Here is a 25987-nt window from a genome sequence, read left to right as displayed (position 1 = left end):
GTGAACACACTTGAGTATCAAACCTGAAGAAATCAGTTCATTGATTAAAAGTCAGATTGAACAATATAAAAATGATATCGAGGTCGTTGAAGTCGGCACTGTTGTTGAAGTCGGCGACGGTATTGCCCGCGTCTACGGACTGGAAAAAGTCATGTCCGGTGAATTGGTTGAATTCGAAAACGGCGTTTTGGGCTTGGCGCTCAACGTGGAAGAAAGCAATGTCGGTGTTGTTATTCTCGGTCAATTCTCCGATATCCGTGAAGGCGGCCAAGTGAAACGTACAGGTCAGATCATGCAGGTTCCTGTAGGGGAAGCATTGATCGGACGTGTCGTAAATCCGCTGGGACAACCAGTAGACGGTAAAGGCCCGATTGCTACGACGGAATTCCGCCCCGTAGAAAGTCAGGCTCCAGGCGTTATGGCCCGTAAATCGGTACATGAGCCTATGCAAACGGGTATCAAAGCCATTGATGCGATGGTTCCGATTGGTCGCGGCCAACGCGAGCTGATCATCGGTGACCGTCAAACAGGTAAAACCTCTATTGCGATTGACGCGATTTTGAATCAAAAAGGCAGCGGCATGAAATGTATTTATGTTGCCATCGGCCAAAAGCAATCTACGGTAGCTCAAGTCGTTGAAACCTTGCGTCGTCATGGTGCTTTGGAATATACGATTGTCGTTACAGCGGCAGCTTCCGACCCATCACCATTGCTCTATATCGCACCTTACTCTGGCTGCGCTATGGGTGAGTACTTTATGTACAAAGGCGAGCATGTGTTGGTTGTATACGATGACTTGACCAAACAAGCGTCAGCTTACCGGGAACTTTCCCTGTTGCTGCGTCGTCCACCGGGCCGTGAGGCATACCCAGGTGACGTTTTCTATCTGCATTCCCGCTTGCTGGAACGTGCAGCGAAACTGAATGACGAGTTAGGCGGCGGATCGCTAACTGCGTTGCCATTCATCGAAACACAGGCTTCCGACGTATCTGCCTATATTCCAACGAACGTTATTTCCATCACAGACGGACAAATCTTCCTCGAAGCTGACTTGTTCTATGCAGGACAACGTCCGGCCATTAACGTAGGTATTTCTGTATCCCGTGTAGGTGGTTCGGCTCAGATCAAAGCGATGAAAAAGGTTGCAGGTTCCCTGCGTCTGGATCTCGCCCAATATCGTGAGCTTCAAGCGTTCTCCCAATTCGGTTCCGATTTGGACAAGTCCACCAAAGCCCGTCTGGATCGCGGTGCGCGTATGATGGAGATTTTGAAACAGGGTGTTAACCAGCCGCTGGCTGTAGAGCAACAGGTTGTGAGCTTGTACACTGCGGTAAAAGGCTTCCTGGATGATATTCCTGTAGCGGATGTAAAACGTTTTGAGAAAGACTTCCTTTCTTATATGGAGTCTGATCATCAAGATATTCTTCAATCTATTCGTGATACAAAAGACTTGGTACCTGATAACGATGCGGCTCTCAAAGCAGCTATCGAGAAATTCAAAAAATCATTTGCCACGTCGGTTTAAACCATTGGAATTTGCCAGTTTATGACGAGAAGTGTCCTAAGGAAGCGTGCCCTCCGGGCTGTGGCTTCCTTGGCATGTTTTATCCTCAATAACAGGCCCTTTATGATTAGTCCGGCTGTCCTTCATCATGGACAGCCGGATATCCAGAACCGGTTTACGAAGTAAGCTTTGACTTTGTCAAAGCTAAGTGAATGCTTACGAAGTAGCTTTGGCTTTGCCAAAGCTTGAAGGTGGTGAAATCATGGCAAAAGGTATGCGCGAGATTAAACGTCAGATCAAAAGTGTGCAGAGTACGAAGCAGATTACGAAAGCGATGGAGATGGTAGCTGCATCCAAGCTTAGAAAAGCTCAGGAGAAGGCTGAGGCGGCTCGTCCTTATTCGGAAAAGCTTAGGGAAGTTGTGACCAGTATTGCTGCGGGGTCAAACAACGTTAAGCACCCGATGCTGGAATCGCGTCCGGTCAAAAAGACGGCATATCTCATCATTACATCTGATCGTGGTCTGGCTGGTGGTTATAATGCCAACATTTTGCGGCAGGTTACACAAACAATTGCGGAACGTCACCGTTCACAGGATGAATTTACAATTTTCATTATTGGACGAAAAGGACGGGACTATTTCAGACGCCGCGAGTTTCCTATTGCCGAGTCGGTAACAGATCTGTCGGATACACCTGCTTTTGCAGATATCAAGACGATTGCCAACAAAGCTGTGCAGGGTTTTGAGCTCAAAGAATTTGATGAGCTGTATCTATGCTATAACCGCTTTGTTAATGCATTGACTCAGATTCCAACCGTTGACCGTCTGTTGCCTATGGCGACGCCGGATTCCGCTGCTGCTGCATCCTCGATTAACTATGAGTATGAGCCGTCACCGGAAGGAGTGCTGGAAGTGCTGTTGCCGCGATACGCGGAAACACTCATCTATGGTGCTTTGCTGAACGGTAAGGCGAGTGAGCTGGGAGCAAAAATGACAGCAATGGGTTCTGCCACTAAAAATGCTACGAAGCTAATTGGTGAGCTGTCGCTGACCTATAACCGTGCTCGTCAAGCGGCTATTACCCAGGAAATTACGGAAATCGTGGCAGGGGCAAGTGCCCAGTCTTAATGGGCTTTTTTTGCGGACTGCTGTATAGCTGGTCCTATACTAATATGATAATTTGCGGGCGCAAAACAAATCGTGTAGTTCGGATTTGCGGCTGTGCAAGCTTGTAGGAGGGAAACCAAAAGATGAACAAAGGACGCGTAGTGAGCATCATGGGTCCGGTTGTCGACGTTGAGTTTGAACGCGGACAGCTTCCGGAAATCCTGAATGCCATTCATATTGGGACTGTGCTGGAGAACGGTGTCAAAGTTGACCTGACGCTCGAAGCATCGAAACACCTTGGTGACAACCGTGTGCGTTGTATTGCCATGTCTTCCACAGATGGTCTGGTTCGTGGAGTTGAAGCAATCGATCAGGGAGCACCTATTTCGGTACCTGTCGGTGAAGCAACTCTAGGACGCGTATTTAACGTACTTGGAACGCCAATTGATAATGGTACTGATTTGAGTGAAACAGCTAGAAATCCGATTCACCGTCAGGCTCCTGCCTTCGATGAATTGACAACTCAAGCAGAAATGCTCGAAACCGGCATTAAAGTTATCGACCTGCTGGCTCCTTACGCCAAAGGCGGTAAAGTCGGATTGTTTGGTGGTGCTGGTGTGGGTAAGACCGTAACCATCCAGGAATTGATTAACAATATCGCTCAGGAACATGGTGGTATTTCCGTATTTGCAGGCGTTGGTGAACGCACACGTGAAGGAAATGACTTGTACCATGAAATGAGAGATTCCGGCGTTATCAATAAAACAGCGATGGTGTTCGGACAAATGAACGAGCCTCCAGGCGCGCGCTTGCGTGTTGCCCTTACGGGTCTGACGATGGCGGAGTATTTCCGTGATCAGGAAGGCCGTGACGTGTTGCTCTTTATTGATAACATCTTCCGCTTTACCCAAGCGGGTTCCGAGGTTTCCGCCCTTTTGGGACGTATGCCTTCGGCAGTAGGTTACCAGCCTACGCTGGCAACTGAGATGGGTCAATTGCAAGAACGGATTACTTCTACTAAAAAAGGCTCTGTTACTTCCATTCAGGCGATCTATGTACCTGCGGATGACTACACTGACCCGGCTCCTGCTACAACGTTTGCCCATTTGGATGCAACGACAAACCTGGAGCGTAAAATTTCCGAAATGGGTATCTACCCAGCGGTTGATCCACTCGCGTCGAGTTCCCGGATTTTGTCTCCGGAAGTTGTGGGTGAAGAGCATTACAATGTAGCCCAAGGTGTAAAACAAATTTTGGCCCGTTATAACGAACTTCAGGATATCATTGCCATCCTGGGTATGGATGAGCTGAGTGAAGAAGATAAAATGCTGGTAGCCCGTGCGCGCAAAATCCAGCGTTTCTTGTCCCAACCTTTCCATGTTGCCGAAGCGTTCAACGGCTTCCCAGGTAAATATGTGCCGGTTAAAGAAACTGTACGAAGCTTCAAAGAAATTCTGGAAGGCAAGTATGATCATCTTCCAGAAGCGGCTTTCCTTTTTGTAGGAGCCATCGAAGAAGCGGTAGAAAAAGCCAAAACGCTGTAAGCATATAGGCGAAGAGTAGCCGAGCCTTACGAAGTGAGCTGTCTGCGGGCAGCTTTCAGGAGGGATTCAAGTGAGCACGTATTTGTTGGAGATTGTGACGCCGGAGCGCCTGGTCTTTGCAGAACAGGTAAACAGCATCAGTGTTCGTGGCTCGGAAGGCGATCTCGGGATTTTACCCGGACACCTTCCCTTGGTCACTCCCTTGAAGATTGCGCCGGTACGTATTAAAACTGGCAGTCAGACAGAAGTGATTGCAGTCAATGGGGGCTTTGTTGAAGTCCGCAAGGATAAAGTGGTCATTTTGGCTGAAAGTGCGGAGCGTTCCGAGGATATTGATGTGGAGCGTGCCCGTGCGGCAAGGGAGCGGGCAGAGCTGCGGCTCCAGAGCAAGCAGGAGAAAGTAGACCATCATCGGGCGGAGGTAGCCCTGCAACGGGCACTTAACCGTCTGAATGCAACAAGCATCAGAACCAATAAAAATTAATATTGGGTTTTAACTGGATTGTAAAAGGGTTCGGCATGGTATACGGATGGAATGACAGGGAGACCGATTCATAATTTCTGCCAAATGATGTTCCGGCAGAAGAAGAGGAGGTAGCCTTTTCCTTCCTTCGATCACTGTGATCGAGCTCTTTTTTTAGATATGATTTCCAAAAATACAGTCCTATTTCTTGCTTAATAGCTAGGTACATAGTACCTTTTAAATTCACGAAACAGAAGAAAATGTTCGTATTTTGTCGAAATAATTGTCCTGAAAATAGAATTAGCACTGGCATATTAGGCGTTCGCCGAGTATTATAAAGAAGTCTGTGACGCAGGTGGGAGGGATTACGGATGAACGGGAAGCAGCAATTGGCTGAACAGTTAAGTCAATCGGCGAGTATGACCGCGCTGGTCTCCATGATCGTGTCGCTCATTTGTATAGCGTTAGCTTGGTGGGCCTTACAGAGCTTAAAGCTGGATTTGTTCATCAGGCATCCAAAGGGACCACAGGGCAGATTGCTGCACTTGTTTCTTGCCATTATTTTGGGACAACTGGTGTCCGGATTTCTGTTAAGCTATATCTCATGGAGCCAGATGCTTTAGAATGTGTTTTAACATGAAGAGGGCGGGTTATATGACTTTATGGCCGCGTATCTGCGGGAATTGTCGAATAACATCGTGCCATATTGTCAACAATGGTAAACAAAAGAACTATATGTGTATAGCTGGTCGAGCAGGCTAGAAACACATTAGTCGTCATGTGTAAAAAACGCTTGTATACTTGATTTAATCAGTGTTATGATGGCAGTTAGGGTATTAGTAAATTCTTGTTTTTTTATGTAATGAAAAAGCAAGGCATGAAAATAGCGGAATATGTTCTTTTTTTCCATGATGGAAAAGGGAAATGACGCGCGGAGGGAACCATAGATGAGCAAATTTATCGTCCGCGGTGGCAACAGATTGACCGGGAGTGTCAAAGTCAGCGGAGCCAAAAACTCAGTTCTGCCGATCATCGCCGCTTCTCTTTTAGGAGAAGAAGGAGAAAGTGTTATCATTGATGCACCTCCTCTAGATGATGTGATGACCATTAACAAAGTGCTGAAGTCCTTAGGAGCAGGCGTTACATACCAAGACGAGGTCATTCGTGTTGACGCGCGGAAGATAATTTCCTGTGAAGCCCCTTACGAGTGGGTTAGGAAAATGCGCGCATCGTTTTTGGTTATGGGGCCGTTGCTTACACGTATGGGACACACAAGAATTTCGCTTCCGGGCGGATGTGCAATTGGTACGCGACCGATTGATCAGCATTTGAAGGGTTTTGAAGCATTGGGCGCCGAGATTAGTCTGGGCCAGGGATTTATTGAAGCTAAAAGTAACGGACGTCTGCGCGGAGCCAAAGTTTATTTGGATGTAGCCAGCGTAGGTGCGACCGAAAATATTATGATGGCCGCTACTCTAGCGGAGGGCATTACCACCATTGAAAATGCTGCCAAGGAACCTGAGATCGTCGATCTTGCGAATTTCCTGAACGGTATGGGTGCCAAGGTGCGCGGTGCGGGTACAGGCGTTATTCGCATTGAAGGCGTTGAAAAGCTGCACGGTGTGAAGCATACGGTCATTCCCGACCGGGTAGAAGCAGGTACTTACATGGTTGCTGCTGCGATCACAGGCGGGAACGTATATGTAGAGGGCGCGATATCGGACCATTTGGGACCGGTTATCTCCAAGATGGAAGAAATGGGTGTAACCATTCAACCGGATGAAAATGGAATTCGCGTAATTTCGGATAAACCGTTAAAGGCCGTTGATGTTAAAACATTGCCTTATCCTGGTTTCCCTACGGATATGCAGTCTCAGATGATGGCACTTCAACTTGCCGCTGAAGGAACCAGCATTATCACGGAAACCGTGTTTGAAAATCGTTTTATGCATGTGGATGAATTTCATCTGATGAATGCGGAGATTAAAGTTGAAGGCCGTTCCGCTATTGTAACCGGCAATGCTAAATTGACAGGTGCAAAAGTGACCTCAACAGATCTGCGTGCAGGTGCTGCCTTGATTCTGACTGGACTGATTGCGGAAGGTACAACGGAGGTTTCCGGCGTACATCACATCGACCGTGGTTATGTTCATCTTGCTGAGAAGCTGACCGGGTTAGGCGCGGATATTTACAGAGTAACGGTTGAAGAGCCCAAGCTGGATGCTTCCAGTGCTGAGCGCGCCATACCAGAACCGGCATCAGGGAATCTGTTTAAGATTCAGCCTTCCCTGGCCTAAGCTTTAGCGTATATAGCCTCATGCGGCTACTACATGTTGTAATATTTACGAACAAGTGAGAAACCAAGTCTATTATGGACTTGGTTTTTTTATGCTTTCAGCCTGTCTTTTTCATTCTTTCAGTTCTCTTAAAAGGGTTCTATCAAAGTGGACGACCTCATATGATTGAAAATATCTGCTGGAGCATATCGTTGCTTCCAGCCGGACTCTAGCCCTTTGATGGAGGTTTCAGCTTATGAAAGATTCACAGGTTCGTATTCGTATACCCATTCATCATGCCAAGGAACATCGCCGGGCTTCACCTGCGGGAGACAGCCACGGCTCTATAGCTGTTGCACAGGCAGGGCGTCCTGTGCAACAGCAGACCGTTCCGCCGGGCGCGTTAGCTCTTGATAGAGTGACCCTCACCGCCCGACGTGCGGCGGCGGTCACTCCCGCGCAGCGCTCTATCCCGGCGTCGTCGCTCGCCCCCGGGGCAGCTACGACCCGCGACGCACGCGGCAGCCAGCCGTCCGTGCCGCTGCCGTATCTGCGGCCTGCCACCGGGCATGTACCGCGCTGGGGCAGCCATCGCCCGTGGCTGCCCGCCGCGGCTATGGCGGGCCTGCTTGCGCTAGCGCTGGTGGTGCCCGCACTAATGGCGTGGCCACGCCACACGGCGCAGCCGTTGCCGCCTGGTAACCGCACGGCTACGCCAGCGGTTGCGAAGGGCGAGGCGCCCGTTACACGCCTGCCGGGCGTCCCACCCATGCCTGCGGTGCCCGCCGCGCCAGCGCGCAGCGTACCAGTGGCGGCAGAGCCGGACGTGCGGGTATACGTCACGTCCACTGGGCGCACGGAGACGCTGCCGCTGGAGCAATACATTGTCGGCGTAGTAGCCGCCGAAATGCCGCCCAGCTTTGAGGGCGAGGCGTTGAAGGCGCAGGCCATTGCCGCGCGTACCTTCATTGCCCGCCGTTTGCTGGCTGATGACACCAGCGGCGCTCCGGCGGGAGCGGATGTGACCGATACGGTTAAGCACCAAGCTTACATTTCCAAAGCCAAACTTAATAGAGAGTGGGGGCATTCTGGAAAATCCGCAGAACTGGCCAAAATCCGGCAGGCTGTACGCGACACCAAGGATACGATCATGGTATATGAGGGCAAACCGATTACCGCTTCCTTTTTTTCTACCAGTAACGGTTATACTGAAAATTCAGAGGATGTATGGGCCAAGGCTGTGCCCTATTTACGGAGCGTATCAAGTCCATGGGACAAGCAGTTGGCCCCCCGTTATACAGAAACCATCACACTGAGCCGTCAGAATGTGTTTGATAGATTGGGATTGAGCCGTACGGCGATAGCCGCTTCTACTGGAGGAGGGAGTATGCCGGAAATTCGGGTACTTTCCAAGACAAAAGGGCATCGGATCAAGCAGATCGAAGTAGGAGGCACTGTTTTTACAGGACTGGAAATCCGAAATAAGCTGGGGCTGCGTTCTGCTGAATTTACGTGGAAGGCGGAAGGGGATCGGATCGCCATTACAACCTACGGCTACGGACATGGAGTTGGTATGAGCCAATGGGGAGCTAACGGAATGGCCAAGGAAGGACATACCGCCACTCAAATTCTCCTTCACTATTATACGGGCGTTTCCTTTGCCCAAGCCTCTCGTATTCTAAGTTAGTAAATTTTTCAAAACTTTGAAGTATAAAAGAGTTGCACCCGGTAACACTGGTTACTGAGGTGATGAGCAAATGAGTGAACAAAATAAAAACCAGAATCAAAATCATGAAGAAACACCCAAAACCTTTCAGGGTGGAAGGGCTTCACGGCCGTCTTCATGGAAAAAGCTGTTGTCCAAAAGGTGGGCATACCCGGCAGCCTACATTGCCGCAGCTGCCATTATACTAACTTTAGTGTGGGTCTATCAGGATGCCAGCCAGAAGTCTTTCAAACCTGACCCAACTAATTCATCGGTACAGAATACAACAACGATCAATACCGATGTCACAGGGCAACAGCCTGAAAGCATGGAAGTCGTTGCCCAGTCGGAAAATCTCGCATGGCCGGTGGTGGATGCTGCCGCAGTACAGGTCGTAAAGCCATTCTTTGACGAAAACGCGACAGCTGACGAACAGGCGGCTGCGATGGTAGAGTACGATAAAACCTTTACCGCCAACACCGGGATTGATCTTTCTCGGGCCGACGATCAGGCGTTTGAAGTGAGAGCCGCCCTGAGTGGCAAAGTATCTCGTGTGGAACAACATCCGCTGGTAGGTAATGTCGTAGAAATCACGCATGATAATAATCTCAAAACTGTGTATCAAAGCTTGAGTGATCTGAAAGTAAAAGAAGGCGATCAAGTGAAACAAAACGATGTGATTGCTTCAGCGGGTCGTAACGAGCTTGAAAAGGATTTGAAAACACATCTGCATTTTGAAGTGTACCAGGATGACAAGCCGGTGAATCCAGCAGGTCTGCTTCCTAAGAAATAAATTTGGTCATGGCTTTGCATACAAAGCGGGGAATCCATATTCCCTGCTTTTTTCTTGTGTAGTTTTTGTGCATAAGGTAAACATAAGTTGCTTTTGCCAAATAAATAGGCCTTCCGAAGCATGTCTTCCCGCCAAACCGCGAATATATAGGCACGCTCCTCATATAATGTACCAAACTATCCACAGTAGGGAGGCGGGAGCGTGCACGATTACATCAAGGAACGGACCATCAAAATCGGTCGCTGTATCGTGGAAACAAGGAATACGGTCCGTACGATTGCCAAGGAATTTGGTGTCTCCAAGAGCACGGTGCATAAAGATCTGACCGAACGGCTGCCTGAAATCAACCCGGACCTTGCAGATCAGGTGAAGCACATTCTCGAATACCATAAATCCATCCGCCATCTGCGGGGAGGGGAAGCAACGAAAATCAAGTACAAAAAAACGAGCGGCAAAAGTAGGGAGATCCTCGTTTCAGGCAAGTCCTAAAAATATATAGTGAATTGGCTGGCAAAGCCATTGAATCAACCCCCTGAAGTATGATATGTTAAAAGATGGTACAAGATCGAAAAATGACATGTAACCGTAGGTTTATACATATATTTGCCGCTTCTTGTCGAATCTCAGCTTTTTAAAATATCACTTTGGGGGCCTTCTTAATATGTTCAGTAATGATATCGGTATCGACCTCGGTACGGCCAACGTGCTTATCCACGTCAAAGGGAAGGGGGTTGTTCTTGACGAACCTTCCGTTGTTGCAATAGAAAGCGATACAAAAAGAGTTCTGGCTGTCGGAGAGGAAGCGCGCCGTATGGTTGGACGTACTCCCGGTAATATCATAGCCATCCGTCCACTACGCGACGGTGTCATCGCCGATTTTGAAGTGACCGAAGCGATGCTAAAATATTTTATCAATCGGGTAGGGGGAAAAAGCTGGTACAGCCACCCTCGTATTCTGATTTGTGCGCCGACGAACATCACCTCAGTGGAACAAAAAGCGATTCGTGAAGCGGCGGAGCGTAGCGGGGCCAGAGAAGTATTTTTGGAGGAAGAGCCAAAAGCAGCTGCCATCGGGGCAGGAATGGATATTTTTGAGCCTAGTGGCAATATGGTGGTGGATATTGGTGGTGGAACAACAGACGTTGCGGTCCTCTCTATGGGGGATGTAGTAACGGCTTCTTCCATTAAAATGGCAGGAGACAAGTTTGATTCTGCCATCATGAGATATGTGAAAACAAAGTACAAGCTTTTGATCGGGGAACGTACGGCGGAAGATATTAAAATCGCCATCGGTACCGTGCATCCGAGCGGACGACAGGCAGAAATGGACATCCGGGGGCGGGATATGGTATCCGGATTGCCTAAAACGTTAAGTATTTCTGCGGCTGAAGTGCAGGATGCGCTCAGAGATCCTGTATCAGCGATTGTGGCTGCGGCCAAGTTTGTATTGGAGCAGACCCCACCGGAACTGTCAGCAGACATCATTGATCGTGGTGTTATTTTGACTGGCGGCGGCGCGTTGCTAAGCGGTTTGGACGAGCTGCTTGCCGAGGAACTGCGTGTTCCGGTACTGGTTGCTGAAGATCCGATGCATTGTGTCGTCAAGGGCACAGGAATTATGCTGGATAATTTAGATCATGTCGTTAAGAAAAAGTTCTAATCTGCCGATAGTGATTATAAGAGACTCGTGTGCGGTCAGGCAGGCTATCTAGGTTTTGGCTTCCATGCCTCCGTACGAGCAGATGTTTGACCAGGAGAGTACAGGATTGGGGTGCACGATACATGTTAAGAGGTTTATATACTGCGGCCGCCGGAATGACAACGCAACAACGACGCCATGACACCGTGACGCAAAATATTGCCAATATGAACACACCGGGATACAAGCAGGAAAATAGTGTTCAGCGTTCTTTTCCCGAAATGCTTATTTCGATGACCGGGGGCAATCCGAATAACCCGGACCGTACGGTCGGCAAGCTCAATACTGGCGTTTTTGCTGAGGAAAGCCTCTCCCCTTACATTCAGGGGGCATTGAAGGATAGCGGACAAGCTACGGATTTCGCAATACAGTCCAATATTAACGTGAACGACCCGGCAACCGGTCAGCCTATGGCTTTTGATCAGGCGGGGAAATTCATCAATGCTAACGGTGAAGTCACCTATCGTCCGGAAGCGTTTTTTACGGTTCGGGACAATAACGGTAATGTACGCTATACACGTGATGGGCATTTTCAGGTAAATGGAACGGGTGCGTTGCTCTCGTCGACTGGTTCAGCAGTGCTGGATACGAATGGCAAGCCGATTCGATTGACGGGGGCTGTTTCAGCGCTTAAAGTAAATGAGCGAGGCGAATTGGTGGACAAAGACTCCAATCAGACATTGGGAACGACGCTCGGAATCAGTGTCATTGACCGTCCATACCAGCTCGTTCGTGAAGGGAACGGGAATTTTCGTCTGAATGATACGGACGGAGCCACGGCCAGAACGATGACTGCGAATGATGTGGTATCTGTCCGCCAAGGCTATCTGGAAGTATCCAATGTAGACGCTTCGCAGTCGATGGTGGATATGATGGCTGCGTTAAGAGCGTACGAAGCGAATCAGAAGGTCATTCAATTTTATGATAAAAGCTTGGACAAGGCCGTTAATGAAGTAGGCCGTGTATAACAGGGGGTAAGTGATGAACAACTCCATGATCGGCGCAATGGTGTCTATGGCCAGTGTGCAGCAGCGCCTGGATTTGATTGCCGATAATATCGCCAATGTCAATACGGTTGGTTATAAGAGTAAACAGGGTTCTTTTGAAGATGTGCTGGCCAATGTGCAGCAGCAGCCTTCAACGTATCTCCAAAATGGACGGGCTATGCCGCTTGGCTATAATCTGGGCTACGGTGTGAAAGTAGCCTCGGCTATGAAAAATATGGAGCAGGGACCGCTTAAAGAGACGGGCCTTCCTACCGATCTTGCGATCCAGGGCAATGCCATGTTCGAAGTTCAGGGAAATGGACAGAAGGCTTGGACGCGTGACGGCAGCTTTCAGTTTGTTCCAGATCCGAATGACGGCAAAACGATGTTGCTGACAACTTCTGAAGGCTATCAAGTGCTGGATAACAATGATGTTCCTGTAACTGCTCCGTCTGGCTCCAAGGTAGCGATTAACCCGGACGGTGAATTGCTCATTCGCCCAAATGGAACGGGAAATCCGACAGTTGGTCAGCGAATCAAGCTGATGGATGTGCAACGTCCAGAAGGATTGGAACAGCGGGATGATAACCTGTTCGTGTTAGCAAATGGTGTGACAGAAGCGAATGTATTTGGTGCGGCAGGTGTAGCGGGCGCTGTTCCACCGGACGTATCTGTACGTTCCGGTTATCTGGAAGAGTCCAATGTGGATTTAGCGGGTGAAATGACGGACATGATGCAAGTTCAGCGGATGTATCAATTGGCGGCGCGGGCGCTAACCTCTAGCGATACGATGATGAACCTGGCCAACAATCTGAGGGCATAGGGATTTGGTGATGAAAGAAGAACAACCCAATTCCCGTCCGGTGCCTGAAAAGGCGAAGTCCCGCTGGCGTACCGCCCGTTATTTCGTAATTCCGTTGCTGCTCTTTTTCTCGCTGTTGGGTGGTTTGATTGCAGGATATGTGATCGTAGGCAAGCAAGGACTGGCAGGCGTATTTGAATGGAAGACCTGGCAGCATGTCATTGATCTTATATTTGCGCCTTAAGTTTACTTTAAAAGAGTGAGGTGGCGGGAAAAGACCGCTCCGCGTGCAGATTGTTCTTCCGATTGCTGTTATCCCCGGATTCCTTTTGATTATAAACCATTGGAGGTTTGAATCCGGGGATAAAGGCAAACGCTGCGCTTCTCCAGAACAATTCTGCCCGCTCCGCTGACTACCCGCCATCAGAGCCCACTCTTGTTAAGGTAAATCAACCCGCAATTTGTGTGGGTAGTATATAAAACAACAAAACCCTGTGCCAGCGGCACAGGGTTTTGTTGTGCCTTTAACGACAGGAGCCTTCAAACGTAGCTCGGACAGCTTGCAGCCAATGAAGGCAATCGCAGGGGCCTTCGGTTTGTTCCTTCGTTTTTTACGACAAGCGAGCATTATTGAAGCGAGCTTTCTTTTTGAGCCAAAAGTAACTTGGCGGAGGGGATGGAATCGTTCTGAAGAAGCGTCAGCGTTCGCCTTTAACCCCGGATTTTACCCTTTAAATCTCCTGTACAATGAAAAAATCCGGGGTTAACAGCGATCGGAAGAATGATCCATCCCCGAAGCCCTCTCCCCCTTGACTCAAATTGAAGCTCCGCTTCACCCCATAATAGGAGCACCCAATATGGTACTTCCGCGTAATTTTCTTTTTACATCTGATAACTGTATAATGATGGGGAAGTTTATAACACTGCGGGGTAAGAGCAAGCACGGGCAAAAGGGCCTCTTCGCGCCTCTGGTTGCATAACCGGCGGAAAAAGCCCCTTATCTCAACCTTCACTTCTGCAGTAAGTGAAGGATATCTAACATTGTTACCGCTTTGAGCTGTTTTTATGCAGCGCAGGCGGGGTAATATTATGCTTGCAGTGGCTCTATTTTGTGATAGGGCCTAAACCGTGCAAGCGGGAGGAGCTATTAAGATAAATGGACAAATTGCAATTGGATGTTAATCAAATTCAGGAGATTATTCCGCATCGACCGCCATTTTTGTTGGTGGACCGTATTATTGAACTGGAGGAAGGGAAAAGAGCAGTAGGTATTAAAAATGTAACGATGACTGAGCCTCATTTCATCGGACATTTTCCGGGATATCCCGTTATGCCTGGTGTGTTGATCACTGAAGCACTGGCTCAAGTTGGGGCTGTCGCATTACTGCACCTAGAGAAAAATCGCGGCAAAATTGGTTTCTTGGCAGGGCTGGATGGCTTCCGTTTCCGCGGACAGGTGGTCCCTGGGGATACACTAACGCTTGAAGTGGAAATTACCCGTTCCAAAGGCTCATTTGGCAAAGGGAAAGCTACGGCTAAAGTAGGCGAGACGGTAGTAGCTGAGGGCGAAATTATGTTTGCTTTATCAGACCCTCCCCAATAAATAAGCTCTACCGACATAAGCACGACGTCTGAACCGAGTGCATGTGTACATAGAAATCCTGTTTTGACAACCCAAAAATGGAGAGGGGAAATTCCGTATGACGCAGTTGAGTAAAAAAGCAATAGAAGGCATTGAGAGCTGGCTGCAAGACCCTTATATTGATGAAGAAACCAAACAGGAGTTGCGCGCATTGGAAGGCAACGAGCAGGAGCTGGAGGATCGCTTTTATAAAGAGCTGGAATTCGGCACAGGTGGGCTGCGTGGAGTGATCGGAGCAGGTAGTAACCGGATGAACCGTTACGTCATTGGACGTGCGACTCAGGGACTGGCTCGTTATATTTTAGAGCAGCATGCGGGAAAAGAAGGGAAGCCTTCGGTTGTAATCGCGCATGACTCGCGTCATTTCTCCCCAGAGTTTGCTTTGGATGCGGCTTTGGTGCTGGCAGGCAACGGCATCGTTGCCAAGCTGTTCCCTTCCTTGCGCCCAACGCCACAGCTTTCTTTTAGCGTGCGTCATTCGGGAGCCAGCGGTGGTATTGTCGTAACAGCAAGCCATAACCCTCCTGAATATAATGGATACAAGGTATACAACGATGAAGGCGGTCAGCTTGTTCCTGATCAGGCCGAGCAGGTGATTGGTTATATCCATGAGGTTCCTTCTTTTGCTGATATTCACCGTCTGACACGTGAAGAAGCAGAGGCACAGGGCCTGCTGGTTTGGCTCGGAGAGCAAGAAGATGAAGCGTTTGTGGACACGGTAGCCAGTGTGAGTGTTAATCGTGAGCTGATTGCAGCCGGACCGGGCAAAAACTTCAAAGTTGTGTTTACACCTCTTCATGGCTCAGGCAACGTACCGGTTCGTCGCGTGTTGGAGAAAATCGGTTTTGAGCAGGTACATATTGTGCCTGAGCAAGAACAGCCGGATGCCGAATTTTCTACTGTCAAATCACCCAACCCGGAAGAACGCGATGCCTTCAAGCTGGCGATTGCGCTGGGTGGAAAAATTGGTGCGGACCTGTTGATCGGTACAGACCCCGACGCGGATCGCATGGGAGCAGTTGTGAAAAACCGTGACGGCGAGTATGTGGTATTGTCTGGTAATCAGTCTGGCGCGATCATGGCCTACTACTTGTTGAACCAGCTAAAAGAAACGGGTAAGCTTCCAAATAACGGAGCTGTCATTAAAACCATCGTAACGAGTGAAATGGGCGCAGTGATTGCTGAGCATTTTGGAGCAACGGTATTCAACACGCTTACGGGCTTTAAGTACATTGGTGAGAAAATGAATCAGTTCGACCAAACGGGTGATTATACCTACCTGTTTGGCTATGAGGAAAGCTACGGCTACCTGGCAGGCAATTATGCCCGTGACAAGGATGCGGTCTTGGGGGCTATGCTGATCGCTGAAGCAGCTGCTTATTACAGTACCCAAGGCAAGACGCTGTATGATGTTTTACAGGAGCTGTACAAGCAGTTTGGCTACTTCCTGGAGAAGCTGGAGTCCCGCACGCTCAAGGGCAAGGATGGAGTGGCGCAGATTCAGGGCAAAATGACGGATTGGCGCACTACTCCGCCTCTGGAAATTGCAGGTGTGAAGGTGGAAAAAGTGCTGGATTACTCACAGGGTTTGGACGGACTTCCACAAGAGAATGTGCTTAAATTCTTACTGGAAGACGGCTCGTGGTTCTGCTTGCGTCCTTCCGGTACTGAGCCTAAAATTAAAGTGTACTTTGCGGTACGCGGTTCCTCACTGGCAGATGCCGAGCAAAGAATCAGCCGTCTGGTGGAAGCTGTTATGGCACGCGTAGACGCTTGAGACAAATCCATTTATAATAGAATAGGATTAAGGCAATTAGATATGAATTAAGAAATCGGTGACCTCTCACGGCAAAGGGCAGTACGCCGTGGGGGTCATTTCTGTGTTGCAGAATAATCTGGAAGAGGCTTTGGGAAAATAAGCTTATTCCGGCAACGGAGGATTTTGCAAAATCCAATGAGTGGCCTACCAAGAACTAAGCAAGAGCAAGGTGGGCAGCATTGAATTTTGCAAAATCCCGAATATTAAGGAGGTTCTTTGGTGTATCAGAAATGGCAGTATTGGAATACGGCTTCTCGAAAATGGTTATGGATTCTGGTTGCACTTGGCTTGCTGGCTTCCATTCCTGTAATTGCCGATCGTGTGAAGACAGAATCATCAAGTAAAAAAGTAGAGCTCGTATTCGACTATCGGGATTTGACAGAGGCAGCTTCGTATCAGGCTCACCCGCAGGATTACCTGAATGAGCAGCTTGACCGCTTAAAGCAGGCTGGTGTGAACAGTATGGCAATGTATGAAAGCACACTGGATGATTTCCGTAAAGCAGGCCATGTTGTAACCTATACGACTCAGAATATTGCTGATATGGAAAAACGGGTATCACCCGTAAACGAGAACTTTACGTACGTTGTTTTCACTGATCAGGAAAACGCTGCGGCTTTGAAGCCGTTAATTGAACGTACTTTTACCAGTCTAGACATTAACGTCAAACCATGGACTTATCAGGGCCATGAAGGGCTCGTTGTAGAAACTTCTCCAGAGGATGCGTATCTCAAGCCCATGCAGCCTGATCCAATTGCTATGAAACAGCTTCGGAATAAAGGATTTTTTATCGTTCCGCGGATGAGCGACAGCCTTCCTTACAATCAGGAATTGACAGAAGAGACGTTGGCTTCCTTTCAGGAGAATGGCGTAAAACGCATTTTATTTGAAGGAGATTCTGTCAAAGGGTTTACAGATAATGAGAAAAAGCATAGCTTGGCAGCATTTGCTGAATTGCTGAACAAATACAATATTGGCCTGGCCGCTATTGAAAATTTGAAAAAACCGCAGGCAGGCTTCAACAAGCTGGCTTACGATATAAAATATAACGTTGTGCGCTTGTACTCACTGAGCGACAAAGATTCAACGCTTGATGTGGAGACGCTGGCTGATCGTTTTGCATTGGCGACCAAGGACCGCAACATTCGCATGTTGTATCTTAATACTGCTCCAACCCGCAGTGTGGCTGAGGCCAAAGTGAAGGATTCTGTAGACAACTTGATCCACAGTTTGGACAAACCGGGCAATGCTGTTCAACGGATGGAGAAAAAGGGATTTGAGCTTGGACAGGCTGAACCATTTCAAGTGGTTGATTCATCCTACCAACGTTACCTGAAATTGGTGGTTGTACTGGGTGCACTGGCTTTATTCTCCATTATGGTGTCGTATTTTGTCCCAGCGTTGACCTTGTTAGCGTTTGGAATGGGATTGGTTGGCTCAGCAGGTCTTTACGTTCTGAACACCAGCTTGATGGAGCAAGGCTTGGCACTGCTCGCAGCGATTAGCGGACCCACGGTTGCAATGGTCATTGCTGTGCGTACGATTAGAATCAAACGTGAACAGGAGCCTGAGCTTTCAATAGGTCGTCGTCTCGTTCAAACACTTGTATTGTACGTTCAGACAGCAGTTTTGTCGCTGGCTGCTGTACCGTTTGTTATTGCGCTGTTGAACAGTATTGCGTACAGTCTAGTGCTGAACCAATTTAGAGGCGTAAGCTTGCTTCACATTCTGCCGATTTTTTTGGCGGCGATATATATCTTCTTTTATCGGGGCGTTTCTATACGCGAAGAAATTTCAAAGCTGTTGCGCACCCCGATTACTGTACTCTGGGTCATCGTACTGGCTGTGATCGGAGCCGCAGGAGTGTACTATTTGAGCCGTACCGGGAATGCGGGTACCGTATCGAACACAGAGCTGGTTTTCCGAAATTTCCTTGAGAATGCATTTGGTGTACGTCCGCGTAATAAGGAATTCTTGATGGCACATCCACTGTTTATTGCAGGTGCGTTCCTGGCGTTGAAATATCGCAAAGCGATCTATTTGCTGATTATCGCTGCTATTGGTCAGGCCTCTATGGTCGATACCTTTGCTCATATTCATTCTCCAGCGGCACTCTCGCTTAGTCGTGGGCTGTTAGGATTGGGATTGGGTCTGATTCTGGGAATTATCGCAATTGTCGTGTGGCAAGTGCTGGAAGGATGTTGGAAGAAATGGTCACCACAGCTCAAACGATAATAATCTCGGGTTATTACGGCTTTCGCAATAGTGGAGACGAGGCAGTGCTTAAGTCGATTTTGACAGCATTAGAGGTGGAAAGCCGTCAGGCGGGTATTACGGTTAAACCTGTTGTGCTGTCTTCAGACCCCGCTTGGACACAGAAGATGTACGGAGTAGAAGCTGTACCACGTATGAGTCTGAGAGAAATTCGGAGAGCGATTAAAAACAGCGACGGGTTAATCAGCGGCGGCGGAAGTTTGCTTCAGGACGCAACAAGTCCCAAAAGCATTCCTTATTATCTAGCGATTCTCAAACTGGCTCAGTGGGCCGGAAAGCCGACGTTTGTGTATGCTCAGGGCATTGGCCCGGTGCAACGGAAGATATTTTACCCTATGATCCGGTCTGTGTTCCAGCGCTGCGAATATGTATCTGTAAGAGATGAACAGTCTGCGGCGCTACTGGGCACCATGAAATTAAAACACCCTGTTGTTGAGGTCGTTCCCGATCCAGTAATGGGGCTTCCATTGCCCTCCAATTCCGAAGGCTTGCAAGGAGCGGCTGTCGAAGGGGAAAATGAACTTCCGATTGTTGGTGTGTCGGTACGTTACTGGGACAAGGAGTGTCGTGAATTAACGGCGATCGCTGACGGTTTGAAAAAATTAGCTGCTGGGCGCCGTGTACATTTGCGCTTTTTTCCTTTCCATCTGCCAGACGATGAGCAGGCTTCAAGGATGGTAATGGATTTGTTAGGGGATATTAGGGAAACGGGCAGTCGTGTTAGTATATGTGAGCAGGTTACCGATCCTCAGCAGATGTTGCTGGAAGTCAGTCGTTGTAGTTTGATGATCGGGATGAGATTGCACAGTCTGATTTATGCAGCATCCCATCAGGTGCCCCCGTTGGGGATATCCTATGATCCGAAAATTGACCATTTCCTCGGCCGCGTCGGTAGCCAGCCTGTAGGCACCACAGAAGCGCTGAATGGTCAAAAGCTAGCTGATGAGGCTATACGATTGCTGGATCAGCGGAGCCAATGGATCGAGAGCCAGGGAGCGGCAATTGCTTTGTTGAAGAGCGAGGCCCGTTTGCCGGCACAGCATATCATTAATTACTTGTGTCGCAAAGGATGATGGATACAGTGACAGTCGATAAGGTTACGAATGTGCCTACCGTCCCGATTTTCGGTGTTCCGGTATCAAGGCTTAATATGAAAGATACATTAAATGTATTAATTCAAGCAGTGGAGTCTCGCCGACCCCATCAAGTGATCACTGCCAATCCGATTATGGTTATGGCAGCGTTGGAAGACCCTATGTACATGTCAGTGATGAAGCAGGCGGAGCTCATCGTCCCGGATGGGACTGGCGTGGTTTGGGCCGCAAATTATGTAGGACATCCAGTACCAGAACGTGTGGCGGGTTTTGACTTGTTACATGAATTACTTGCAGCTGGAGAAAACTATCATTGGAAAGTTTATTTGCTCGGATCGACATCTGAGGTGATTCAAGCGACAGCCCAGCGGGTACATGAGCTTTATCCCGGAATTACGGTTTGCGGCAAGCATGACGGATTTTTCGGACCGGTAGAGGATGAAGCGGTGATTGCAGCTATTCGTGAAGCAAATCCTGACTTGCTGTTTGTAGCACGTGGAGCAGACACGCAGGAGCCCTGGATTGGTAAATATAAAGAACAATTGGGTGTTCCTGTGATGATGGGGGTGGGCGGTAGCTTCGATATTATATCCGGTAAAGCCAAACGTGCGCCTAAATTGTTCCAGAAGCTCAGAGCTGAGTGGTTGTATAGGCTATTGAAAGAGCCAAGTCGGTACAAAAGAATGCTTGCGCTGCCGAAATTCGCCATGAAAGTGATGCGTGAAAAAGAAAACGTCACAAAAGTGTGATAAATAGCTTGAATCTGCCTTCAAAACCCGCTAATTTGCCAGAATATGAGGCTTGGTATTTATTTTCGATCAGAGTATAATTCAATGCGGTTACATCTGAAAAGGGATTGCTTTAAAATTGGGGGTCGAATGATCAAATGTTATTGATCTATATTATTGGTTTCATCATGGCACTGGGACTTGCGCTGTTATTGACACCGCTCGTCAAGAAATTTGCTGTGAAGGTTGGAGCCGTTGATGTACCGAATGCCCGAAAGGTACATACCCGAATTATGCCGCGTCTTGGCGGTCTGGGGATTTTCCTGGCATTTCTTTTGTCCTTATTGGCGATTTTACCTTTTGTGCCTGAAGGAATGCTGTCCTCACGGGATATTAATTTTATCGCAGCCTTTCTGATTGGCGGAACGCTGATTACACTGATTGGTGCTCTTGATGATCGTTTTGATCTTAATGCAAAATTGAAATTTTTGGCTCAAATTGCCGTTGCGTGTATGGTTGTATTTGCTTTTGATATTCGTGTTGATTTTGTGAATGTGCCTTTTCAGGATGCATACTCTTCTTTGGAAAGCTGGATCTCCATCCCGCTTACGATTTTCTGGATTGTAGGTGTAACGAATGCCATCAATTTGATTGACGGTCTGGATGGACTGGCTGCTGGTGTTTCGGGAATCGCAATCGGAACGATTTTTGTAATGTCTCTTCTGATGGGCAACTATATGGTTGCTATGCTTTGCCTGGTGCTGCTCGGTAGCATTATCGGATTTCTGTTTTTTAACTTTCATCCTGCAAAAATATTTATGGGTGATACAGGATCTCTATTTTTGGGCTTCTGTCTGGCGATGCTGTCGATGCTTGGTTTCAAGCAAATTGCTATCGTATCGTTTATTACGCCATTGATCATTATCGGCGTGCCTTTGTCAGATACATTCTTTGCGATCATTCGTCGAAAGTTGCAGAAAAAACCGATTTTCTCACCAGACAAAGGTCATTTACATCATTGCCTGCGTGAATTGGGCTTTAGCCACAGACAGACCGTATTGATTATTTACTGTATAGCCGCATTCTTTGGCATATTAGCCGTTATCCAATCATCTGCTGCGCTTTATGAAGCGAACTGGGTTACCTTTGTCGTGATATGTATTATGATGTTCTTCTTACAGATCGGCGCCGAGGTTATTGGTCTTGTCGGCAAAACCAAACGTCCGGTGATTAACACCCTGATTCGGTTGCTGGCTAAGCCAGACTCCCAGACTCGGTCGAAATTATAATTTTTTATTTTAAAAGTAAGCCTTCAAGCTTGGCGGTATACCGCGGGTTTGAGGGCTTTTTTGTTCTTCGCTATGAAAAATTACCCTCCTTTTTTGCGTATTTACTAATTTTTTGTATGTTCGCTACCGATAAAAAAGGTATCGAATGATTACGTGCCCCAAGGTGCGACAGAATCAAAGGAGGACAATGATTTGAAACGATTGCTATCCATGTTGCTGACGGTTGGTCTCATCATTGGCTTGGTGCCGACGGCCCTGGTAGGTACGGCTCATGCTGCGACGGGAACTTATTTTATTTTTCCAAATGAAAAATATGATGCGGATTCGGCCAGAGTGGTGAACACCGACCGTGTTACAGTTAATGGTACGATTAATGGAGTGAACGGAAGCACTATTTCCTATAGTGTATTCCAGCTCTCTAAAAATGGAACGACCTACACCGAGGTTAATAAAAATGAAAGCCAAAAGGGCGGAATTACGGTCGCCGGCTCCACGCTTAAAATTACAGACATTAAACTCTTTCCTGGTTTGAACCGAATTACGTTCCAAAGCAGCCAAAATTCGGCTGATATGAAGGATTCTATTTATATTGAGTATCAGGACGGACCCAAGCTCTACGATTTGTCTGCAACGTTAAATGGCGAAACAGAGCAATTGATTGAGAACCAAACAACTGTTTTGACTGATGCAAAGAATAGTGGTACGGATGACGTCAAAGTAGTTATTCAAGGTACAGCGCCCAATGCTGACAATGTAACGCTGACGTCTGCAAAAAGTAGTAACACATATACTGTTAATAGCTACACAGGCTATAAATTAACAGGTAGTGTCGTACTCAGCCCTGGTAAAAACGTAGTGACTATCAAAGTAGGTAATGGCACTCAGGCCCTTACGGTTACACGTGAAATCACAATTTATACAGGAAAACCTGAATTTTCTGATTTGAATTTAAATAAGGATGGCAACGTGTCTACGGATCTGACCACTTCACCAGACTTTACGGTGGCAGACACCAGCGGAATTGTTTTAAAAGGTAAAGTGTTAGTCCCAGGGGGGGCTTCCGATCCGAAGGTGGCTACCATTAATGCACGGTTTATTGATGTAAGCAACAACGGAAGCGCTGTTGGTAGTACCAGCGGTGTAGATGCTACGATTGATACGGCTAATGTGACAACTTCAAATGGCTATAGAGTGTATCCATTTCAGGTGAATGTACCTACAGATGCTGTCATTGATCATGTAACTGGAGCGTTTCTGGGGTTAACTTTTGATGATAGTAGTACACCTCCAGCGGCATATCCTGTGCAATTTACATTGCGCAGCAGCACACAACCTTACATTGATGATGTTAACTACCTTTCCGATTTTAATGTTCAATTGTTGAACAGAATCAAAGGATCAGATCAAACGGCAGCTATAGCAGAAGCCCAAAAGTTGTCCGGTAATTCTATGAAAAATAAAACCACAGATGCCCCGTCTGTTCCTGTAGGTTTGGAATTTATCGTGGTTAACGGGGCTCCAACTTCGATTAGCGAGCTTTCCGGCGTAACTGTACACACGGTAGGTTCTCAAGATGTGGTTAGGACGATTAATGGTAAGTCAACACAGGTGAAGAAAATTGTTGCTTACATTGACTCCCTGCCTAAAGAGGGCACAAACGCACTGAATTTTTACCTGAATGGAGACTCGACCAAATTGATCAAAGCAACAGTGAATCTGTTGCAGGGTCCATTCATGAAATACGATACGATTTATGACGGACAACAAATTCCGTTGAATACATCTAGCGCAAACTTGAATACCTATAAATTAACCCAATTGGGCAACTTTAAAGGTAAACTGCTCGACGTAAGTAATGCATCAGATATTCATTACACAGGCAGTAACCGAAATGTATTCCTGTATGTAAATAATGTATTGGTTGATCTGGATGGCACAGGAGTGGACTTTAAACTCGCTTTATCCTCCGAGGATGCGGCAGCTAATGCACTGGCGAATGGGAATAATGAAATCAAGTTTGTATACAAACCGGGTATTGAGTACGCCAATACAGTAAAAGTAAACTTTACACAAACGAATATACCGGTAATTCCTGTTGCAAACACGCAAGGTATTATTCCGTTTACTCCAGTTAGCGGACTAAGCAGTGCGCCGAAATACAGCGAAATTGCACCAAAATCCAAAGATGCTAATTTCAAAAAAGTGGATGACACGAATTACACTACATCCCTGAAAAACATCAATGTTTTTGGTACCTTTAGCATTGCTGATTTGGGAACTGCAAACCAGGTACCGAGTGCGTTAAGCGATATCACCAATAAAGACCAATATATTCTGGAGATTAAAGGATCTGACGGCAGTGAGGTCAACTGGACTCTGAATAATCAGTTCTACTCAGCCGAAGATGCCAAGACAGTGTACAATTCCGGTTCTACTACGGATAAATTCAACAGCAAAGATTTAAAGGATCTGCTGGTTTATTATCATCCAGATAAGAAGTATTTCAGCTTTGTACTGAAAAACCAAACGATTCCACAAGATGGAACAGCAGTAGCCTACAATATTACCTTGTACAACAGTGGTAAAAGCGGACCATTTGCAACGTTCCGATTGCAAGTATCCGGCCAATCCACATCTTTTGATATTTTGCGTCCACTCCCAGAAAAGAGAATCGTGAATCAAAACTTTGTGCAAGTTGTAGTGAACGCAGGTAATGCAGATAGTGTTATGGTGGGTAAGGAAACAGCCGTTCAAGAGGGGTTTGACTCTGACTATGATGGCACCATTGATTATCCTTCAACATACAAAGCCATCGTTACAGGGCTGAAACCTAATAAAGACAATAAAATTGATGTAGTGGTTACGGTAGGTAAGGACAAACAAAAACAAACCATTACCGTAAAATATGTGCCTACTAATATTCCTGGCGAGCAGTTTATGGAAGCCATGAAGACATCACATAAAGTGTTTGATGGTAATCTTACACTTGCTTTTGCCAAGGGAACGAGCCTGATTCGTCGGGACTATGACCAGCCTCAGCAATTCAAAAATCAGGTCTTCTCCGGACACACTTTGTATTTTGCGATAGCGAACAGCGAAGATGGTGTCGTGGACCGACATGAGTTTGAAACTGAAAAGGCATTATCGGACATGCAGAGCTTGATCGCAGATGGAAGTAAATATTTTAATAGAGATTTTCCAGATCGTTATACCAAATCAAGTCCTGTATTTTGGATTGACCCAGGTGTAGCAGATGATATCAAAACAGATGCGTATGATCCTGTTACTTACGGTGCTGATCCATACCAACTGGCCAATAAGTCACAAAACGACAGTAGCAAGATCAAAAACTTCTACTGGCGTGACCCAGCCAATGAACTGGTACCTTCCAAGCGTGCTACATTAACGCTGACGTATGATAGCAGTATCGCTCAGGATGCAGGGAAACAAATGACGGTGTTCTACTTTGATTCTGATCTCAAAGACTGGCAGAACATTGGCGGTGTTGTAGATCCGAAGAAACATACCATTAAAGTACCGTTTGATCGTTTCGGCTACTATGTAGCTGCCAAGGTTGGAGAAACGTATAGTGATGTTATTAAACACAAATACGCGAGAGACTATATCGAGGCCATTTTGGCTAAGGGTGTCATGAATCCGATCGATCCAATTAACAGCTTTGGACCTGACAGCTACATTAAAAGAGGCGAATTTACTACGATGATGGTCAAAGGCTTGCAAATTCCACTTAACTACAGTGGTGCGAAGCATTTTGATGACGTGTCAGTTTCAAATGCGATATCAGCAGATGCCCTTTATGATTATCGCTATATCGAAACAGCTGCACGCGCCGGTATTGTAAAAGGTTCGCAACCGAGAATCTTTATGCCGGAAGATGTCATCACACGTCAAGATGCTGCGGTCATCATTGCCAAAGCATTGAATTTGAAGCTGGAAACAGATCATGACAAGATCATGAAGAATCTGTCTAAAACCTTTAAAGATGCGGACAAGATTGATTACTATGCGCAAGCATCTGTGTTGGCTATTGCCAAGAAGGGCTTTATCACAGGTTCACCTGTTGATGCCAGCGATCCCAAAAAAGGATATATGTTTAATCCTACATCCTTGACCTTGCGTGGTGATGCAGCCATTATTGTAGCTAAAGTTATGGCTGATAAAAAGCTACTTCCTAAGATCTAGGTCCTTAAAAAACTGAATTTATCGAACATCCCTCCATGTGAAATTGGAATTCCCTTTC

General features: G+C 47.2%; 20 protein-coding genes. All 20 read left to right on the top strand.

Translation table 11 applies throughout. The annotated features are described in order from the left end of the window. The first annotated feature begins 10 nt into the window (after positions 1-10). The 20 genes from atpA (at position 11) to AC0WRU_RS22560 (ending at position 25929) form a co-directional block, all read left to right on the top strand. Positions 11-1525, top strand: a complete 1515-nt coding sequence (atpA, locus tag AC0WRU_RS22655) for a F0F1 ATP synthase subunit alpha (protein WP_025683774.1) — start codon at positions 11-13, stop codon at positions 1523-1525. Between the two features lie 241 nt (positions 1526-1766). Continuing rightward, on the top strand, positions 1767-2633 hold the full coding sequence (gene atpG / locus AC0WRU_RS22650; RefSeq protein WP_044646224.1) for an ATP synthase F1 subunit gamma: 867 nt from the start codon (positions 1767-1769) through the stop codon (positions 2631-2633). 122 nt (positions 2634-2755) lie between these two features. After that, entirely contained in the window at positions 2756-4156 is a 1401-nt protein-coding gene (gene atpD / locus AC0WRU_RS22645; protein ID WP_025683772.1) for a F0F1 ATP synthase subunit beta, read from the top strand. 70 nt (positions 4157-4226) lie between these two features. Beyond that, positions 4227-4640: a F0F1 ATP synthase subunit epsilon gene (locus AC0WRU_RS22640; RefSeq protein WP_476126386.1), complete on the top strand. Its 414-nt coding sequence runs from the start codon at positions 4227-4229 to the stop codon at positions 4638-4640. A gap of 350 nt (positions 4641-4990) precedes the next feature. Beyond that, complete coding sequence (locus tag AC0WRU_RS22635; protein WP_025683770.1) at positions 4991-5242, top strand: DUF1146 family protein; 252 nt, start codon at positions 4991-4993, stop codon at positions 5240-5242. 324 nt (positions 5243-5566) lie between these two features. After that, complete coding sequence (gene murA, locus AC0WRU_RS22630; protein WP_476126385.1) at positions 5567-6916, top strand: UDP-N-acetylglucosamine 1-carboxyvinyltransferase; 1350 nt, start codon at positions 5567-5569, stop codon at positions 6914-6916. 235 nt (positions 6917-7151) lie between these two features. Further along, positions 7152-8582, top strand: a complete 1431-nt coding sequence (spoIID, locus tag AC0WRU_RS22625; protein ID WP_476126384.1) for a stage II sporulation protein D — start codon at positions 7152-7154, stop codon at positions 8580-8582. 70 nt (positions 8583-8652) lie between these two features. After that, positions 8653-9393, top strand: a complete 741-nt coding sequence (locus tag AC0WRU_RS22620) for a peptidoglycan DD-metalloendopeptidase family protein (RefSeq protein WP_476126383.1) — start codon at positions 8653-8655, stop codon at positions 9391-9393. Positions 9394-9594: 201 nt separating this feature from the next. Continuing rightward, complete coding sequence (gene spoIIID, locus AC0WRU_RS22615) at positions 9595-9882, top strand: sporulation transcriptional regulator SpoIIID (protein ID WP_476126382.1); 288 nt, start codon at positions 9595-9597, stop codon at positions 9880-9882. A 172-nt stretch (positions 9883-10054) separates the two neighbouring features. Continuing rightward, positions 10055-11053, top strand: a complete 999-nt coding sequence (mreB, locus tag AC0WRU_RS22610; protein WP_476126381.1) for a rod shape-determining protein MreB — start codon at positions 10055-10057, stop codon at positions 11051-11053. 122 nt (positions 11054-11175) lie between these two features. Beyond that, positions 11176-12060: a flagellar hook-basal body protein gene (locus tag AC0WRU_RS22605; RefSeq protein WP_476126380.1), complete on the top strand. Its 885-nt coding sequence runs from the start codon at positions 11176-11178 to the stop codon at positions 12058-12060. A gap of 13 nt (positions 12061-12073) precedes the next feature. Further along, positions 12074-12901 carry a flagellar hook-basal body protein gene (locus AC0WRU_RS22600; RefSeq protein WP_476126379.1) on the top strand — a complete coding sequence of 276 codons (828 nt, stop codon included), beginning with the start codon at positions 12074-12076 and terminating at the stop codon, positions 12899-12901. Between the two features lie 10 nt (positions 12902-12911). Continuing rightward, positions 12912-13124, top strand: coding sequence for a DNA-directed RNA polymerase subunit beta (locus tag AC0WRU_RS22595; RefSeq protein WP_476126378.1), 213 nt, complete (start codon positions 12912-12914; stop codon positions 13122-13124). 912 nt (positions 13125-14036) lie between these two features. Next, positions 14037-14483: a 3-hydroxyacyl-ACP dehydratase FabZ gene (gene fabZ, locus AC0WRU_RS22590; protein WP_476126377.1), complete on the top strand. Its 447-nt coding sequence runs from the start codon at positions 14037-14039 to the stop codon at positions 14481-14483. A gap of 97 nt (positions 14484-14580) precedes the next feature. Continuing rightward, entirely contained in the window at positions 14581-16299 is a 1719-nt protein-coding gene (locus tag AC0WRU_RS22585) for a phospho-sugar mutase (protein ID WP_476126376.1), read from the top strand. A 261-nt stretch (positions 16300-16560) separates the two neighbouring features. Then, complete coding sequence (locus AC0WRU_RS22580; RefSeq protein ID WP_476126375.1) at positions 16561-18576, top strand: DUF5693 family protein; 2016 nt, start codon at positions 16561-16563, stop codon at positions 18574-18576. Beyond that, entirely contained in the window at positions 18552-19688 is a 1137-nt protein-coding gene (gene csaB, locus AC0WRU_RS22575; protein ID WP_476126374.1) for a polysaccharide pyruvyl transferase CsaB, read from the top strand. The genes AC0WRU_RS22580 and csaB overlap by 25 nt, the downstream gene beginning before the upstream one ends. A gap of 8 nt (positions 19689-19696) precedes the next feature. Further along, positions 19697-20458: a WecB/TagA/CpsF family glycosyltransferase gene (locus AC0WRU_RS22570; RefSeq protein WP_476126373.1), complete on the top strand. Its 762-nt coding sequence runs from the start codon at positions 19697-19699 to the stop codon at positions 20456-20458. Between the two features lie 137 nt (positions 20459-20595). After that, a complete protein-coding gene (locus AC0WRU_RS22565; RefSeq protein ID WP_025681967.1) occupies positions 20596-21726 on the top strand; it encodes a glycosyltransferase family 4 protein in 1131 nt (376 codons plus the stop codon). Positions 21727-21918: 192 nt separating this feature from the next. Beyond that, positions 21919-25929: an S-layer homology domain-containing protein gene (locus tag AC0WRU_RS22560; RefSeq protein ID WP_476126372.1), complete on the top strand. Its 4011-nt coding sequence runs from the start codon at positions 21919-21921 to the stop codon at positions 25927-25929. The last annotated feature ends 58 nt before the right edge of the window (positions 25930-25987 follow it).

The organism is Paenibacillus sp. 1-8 (genome assembly GCF_056316205.1).
Note: the sequence above shows the minus strand (reverse complement) of the source record. Positions and strands in the feature narration are given on the sequence as shown.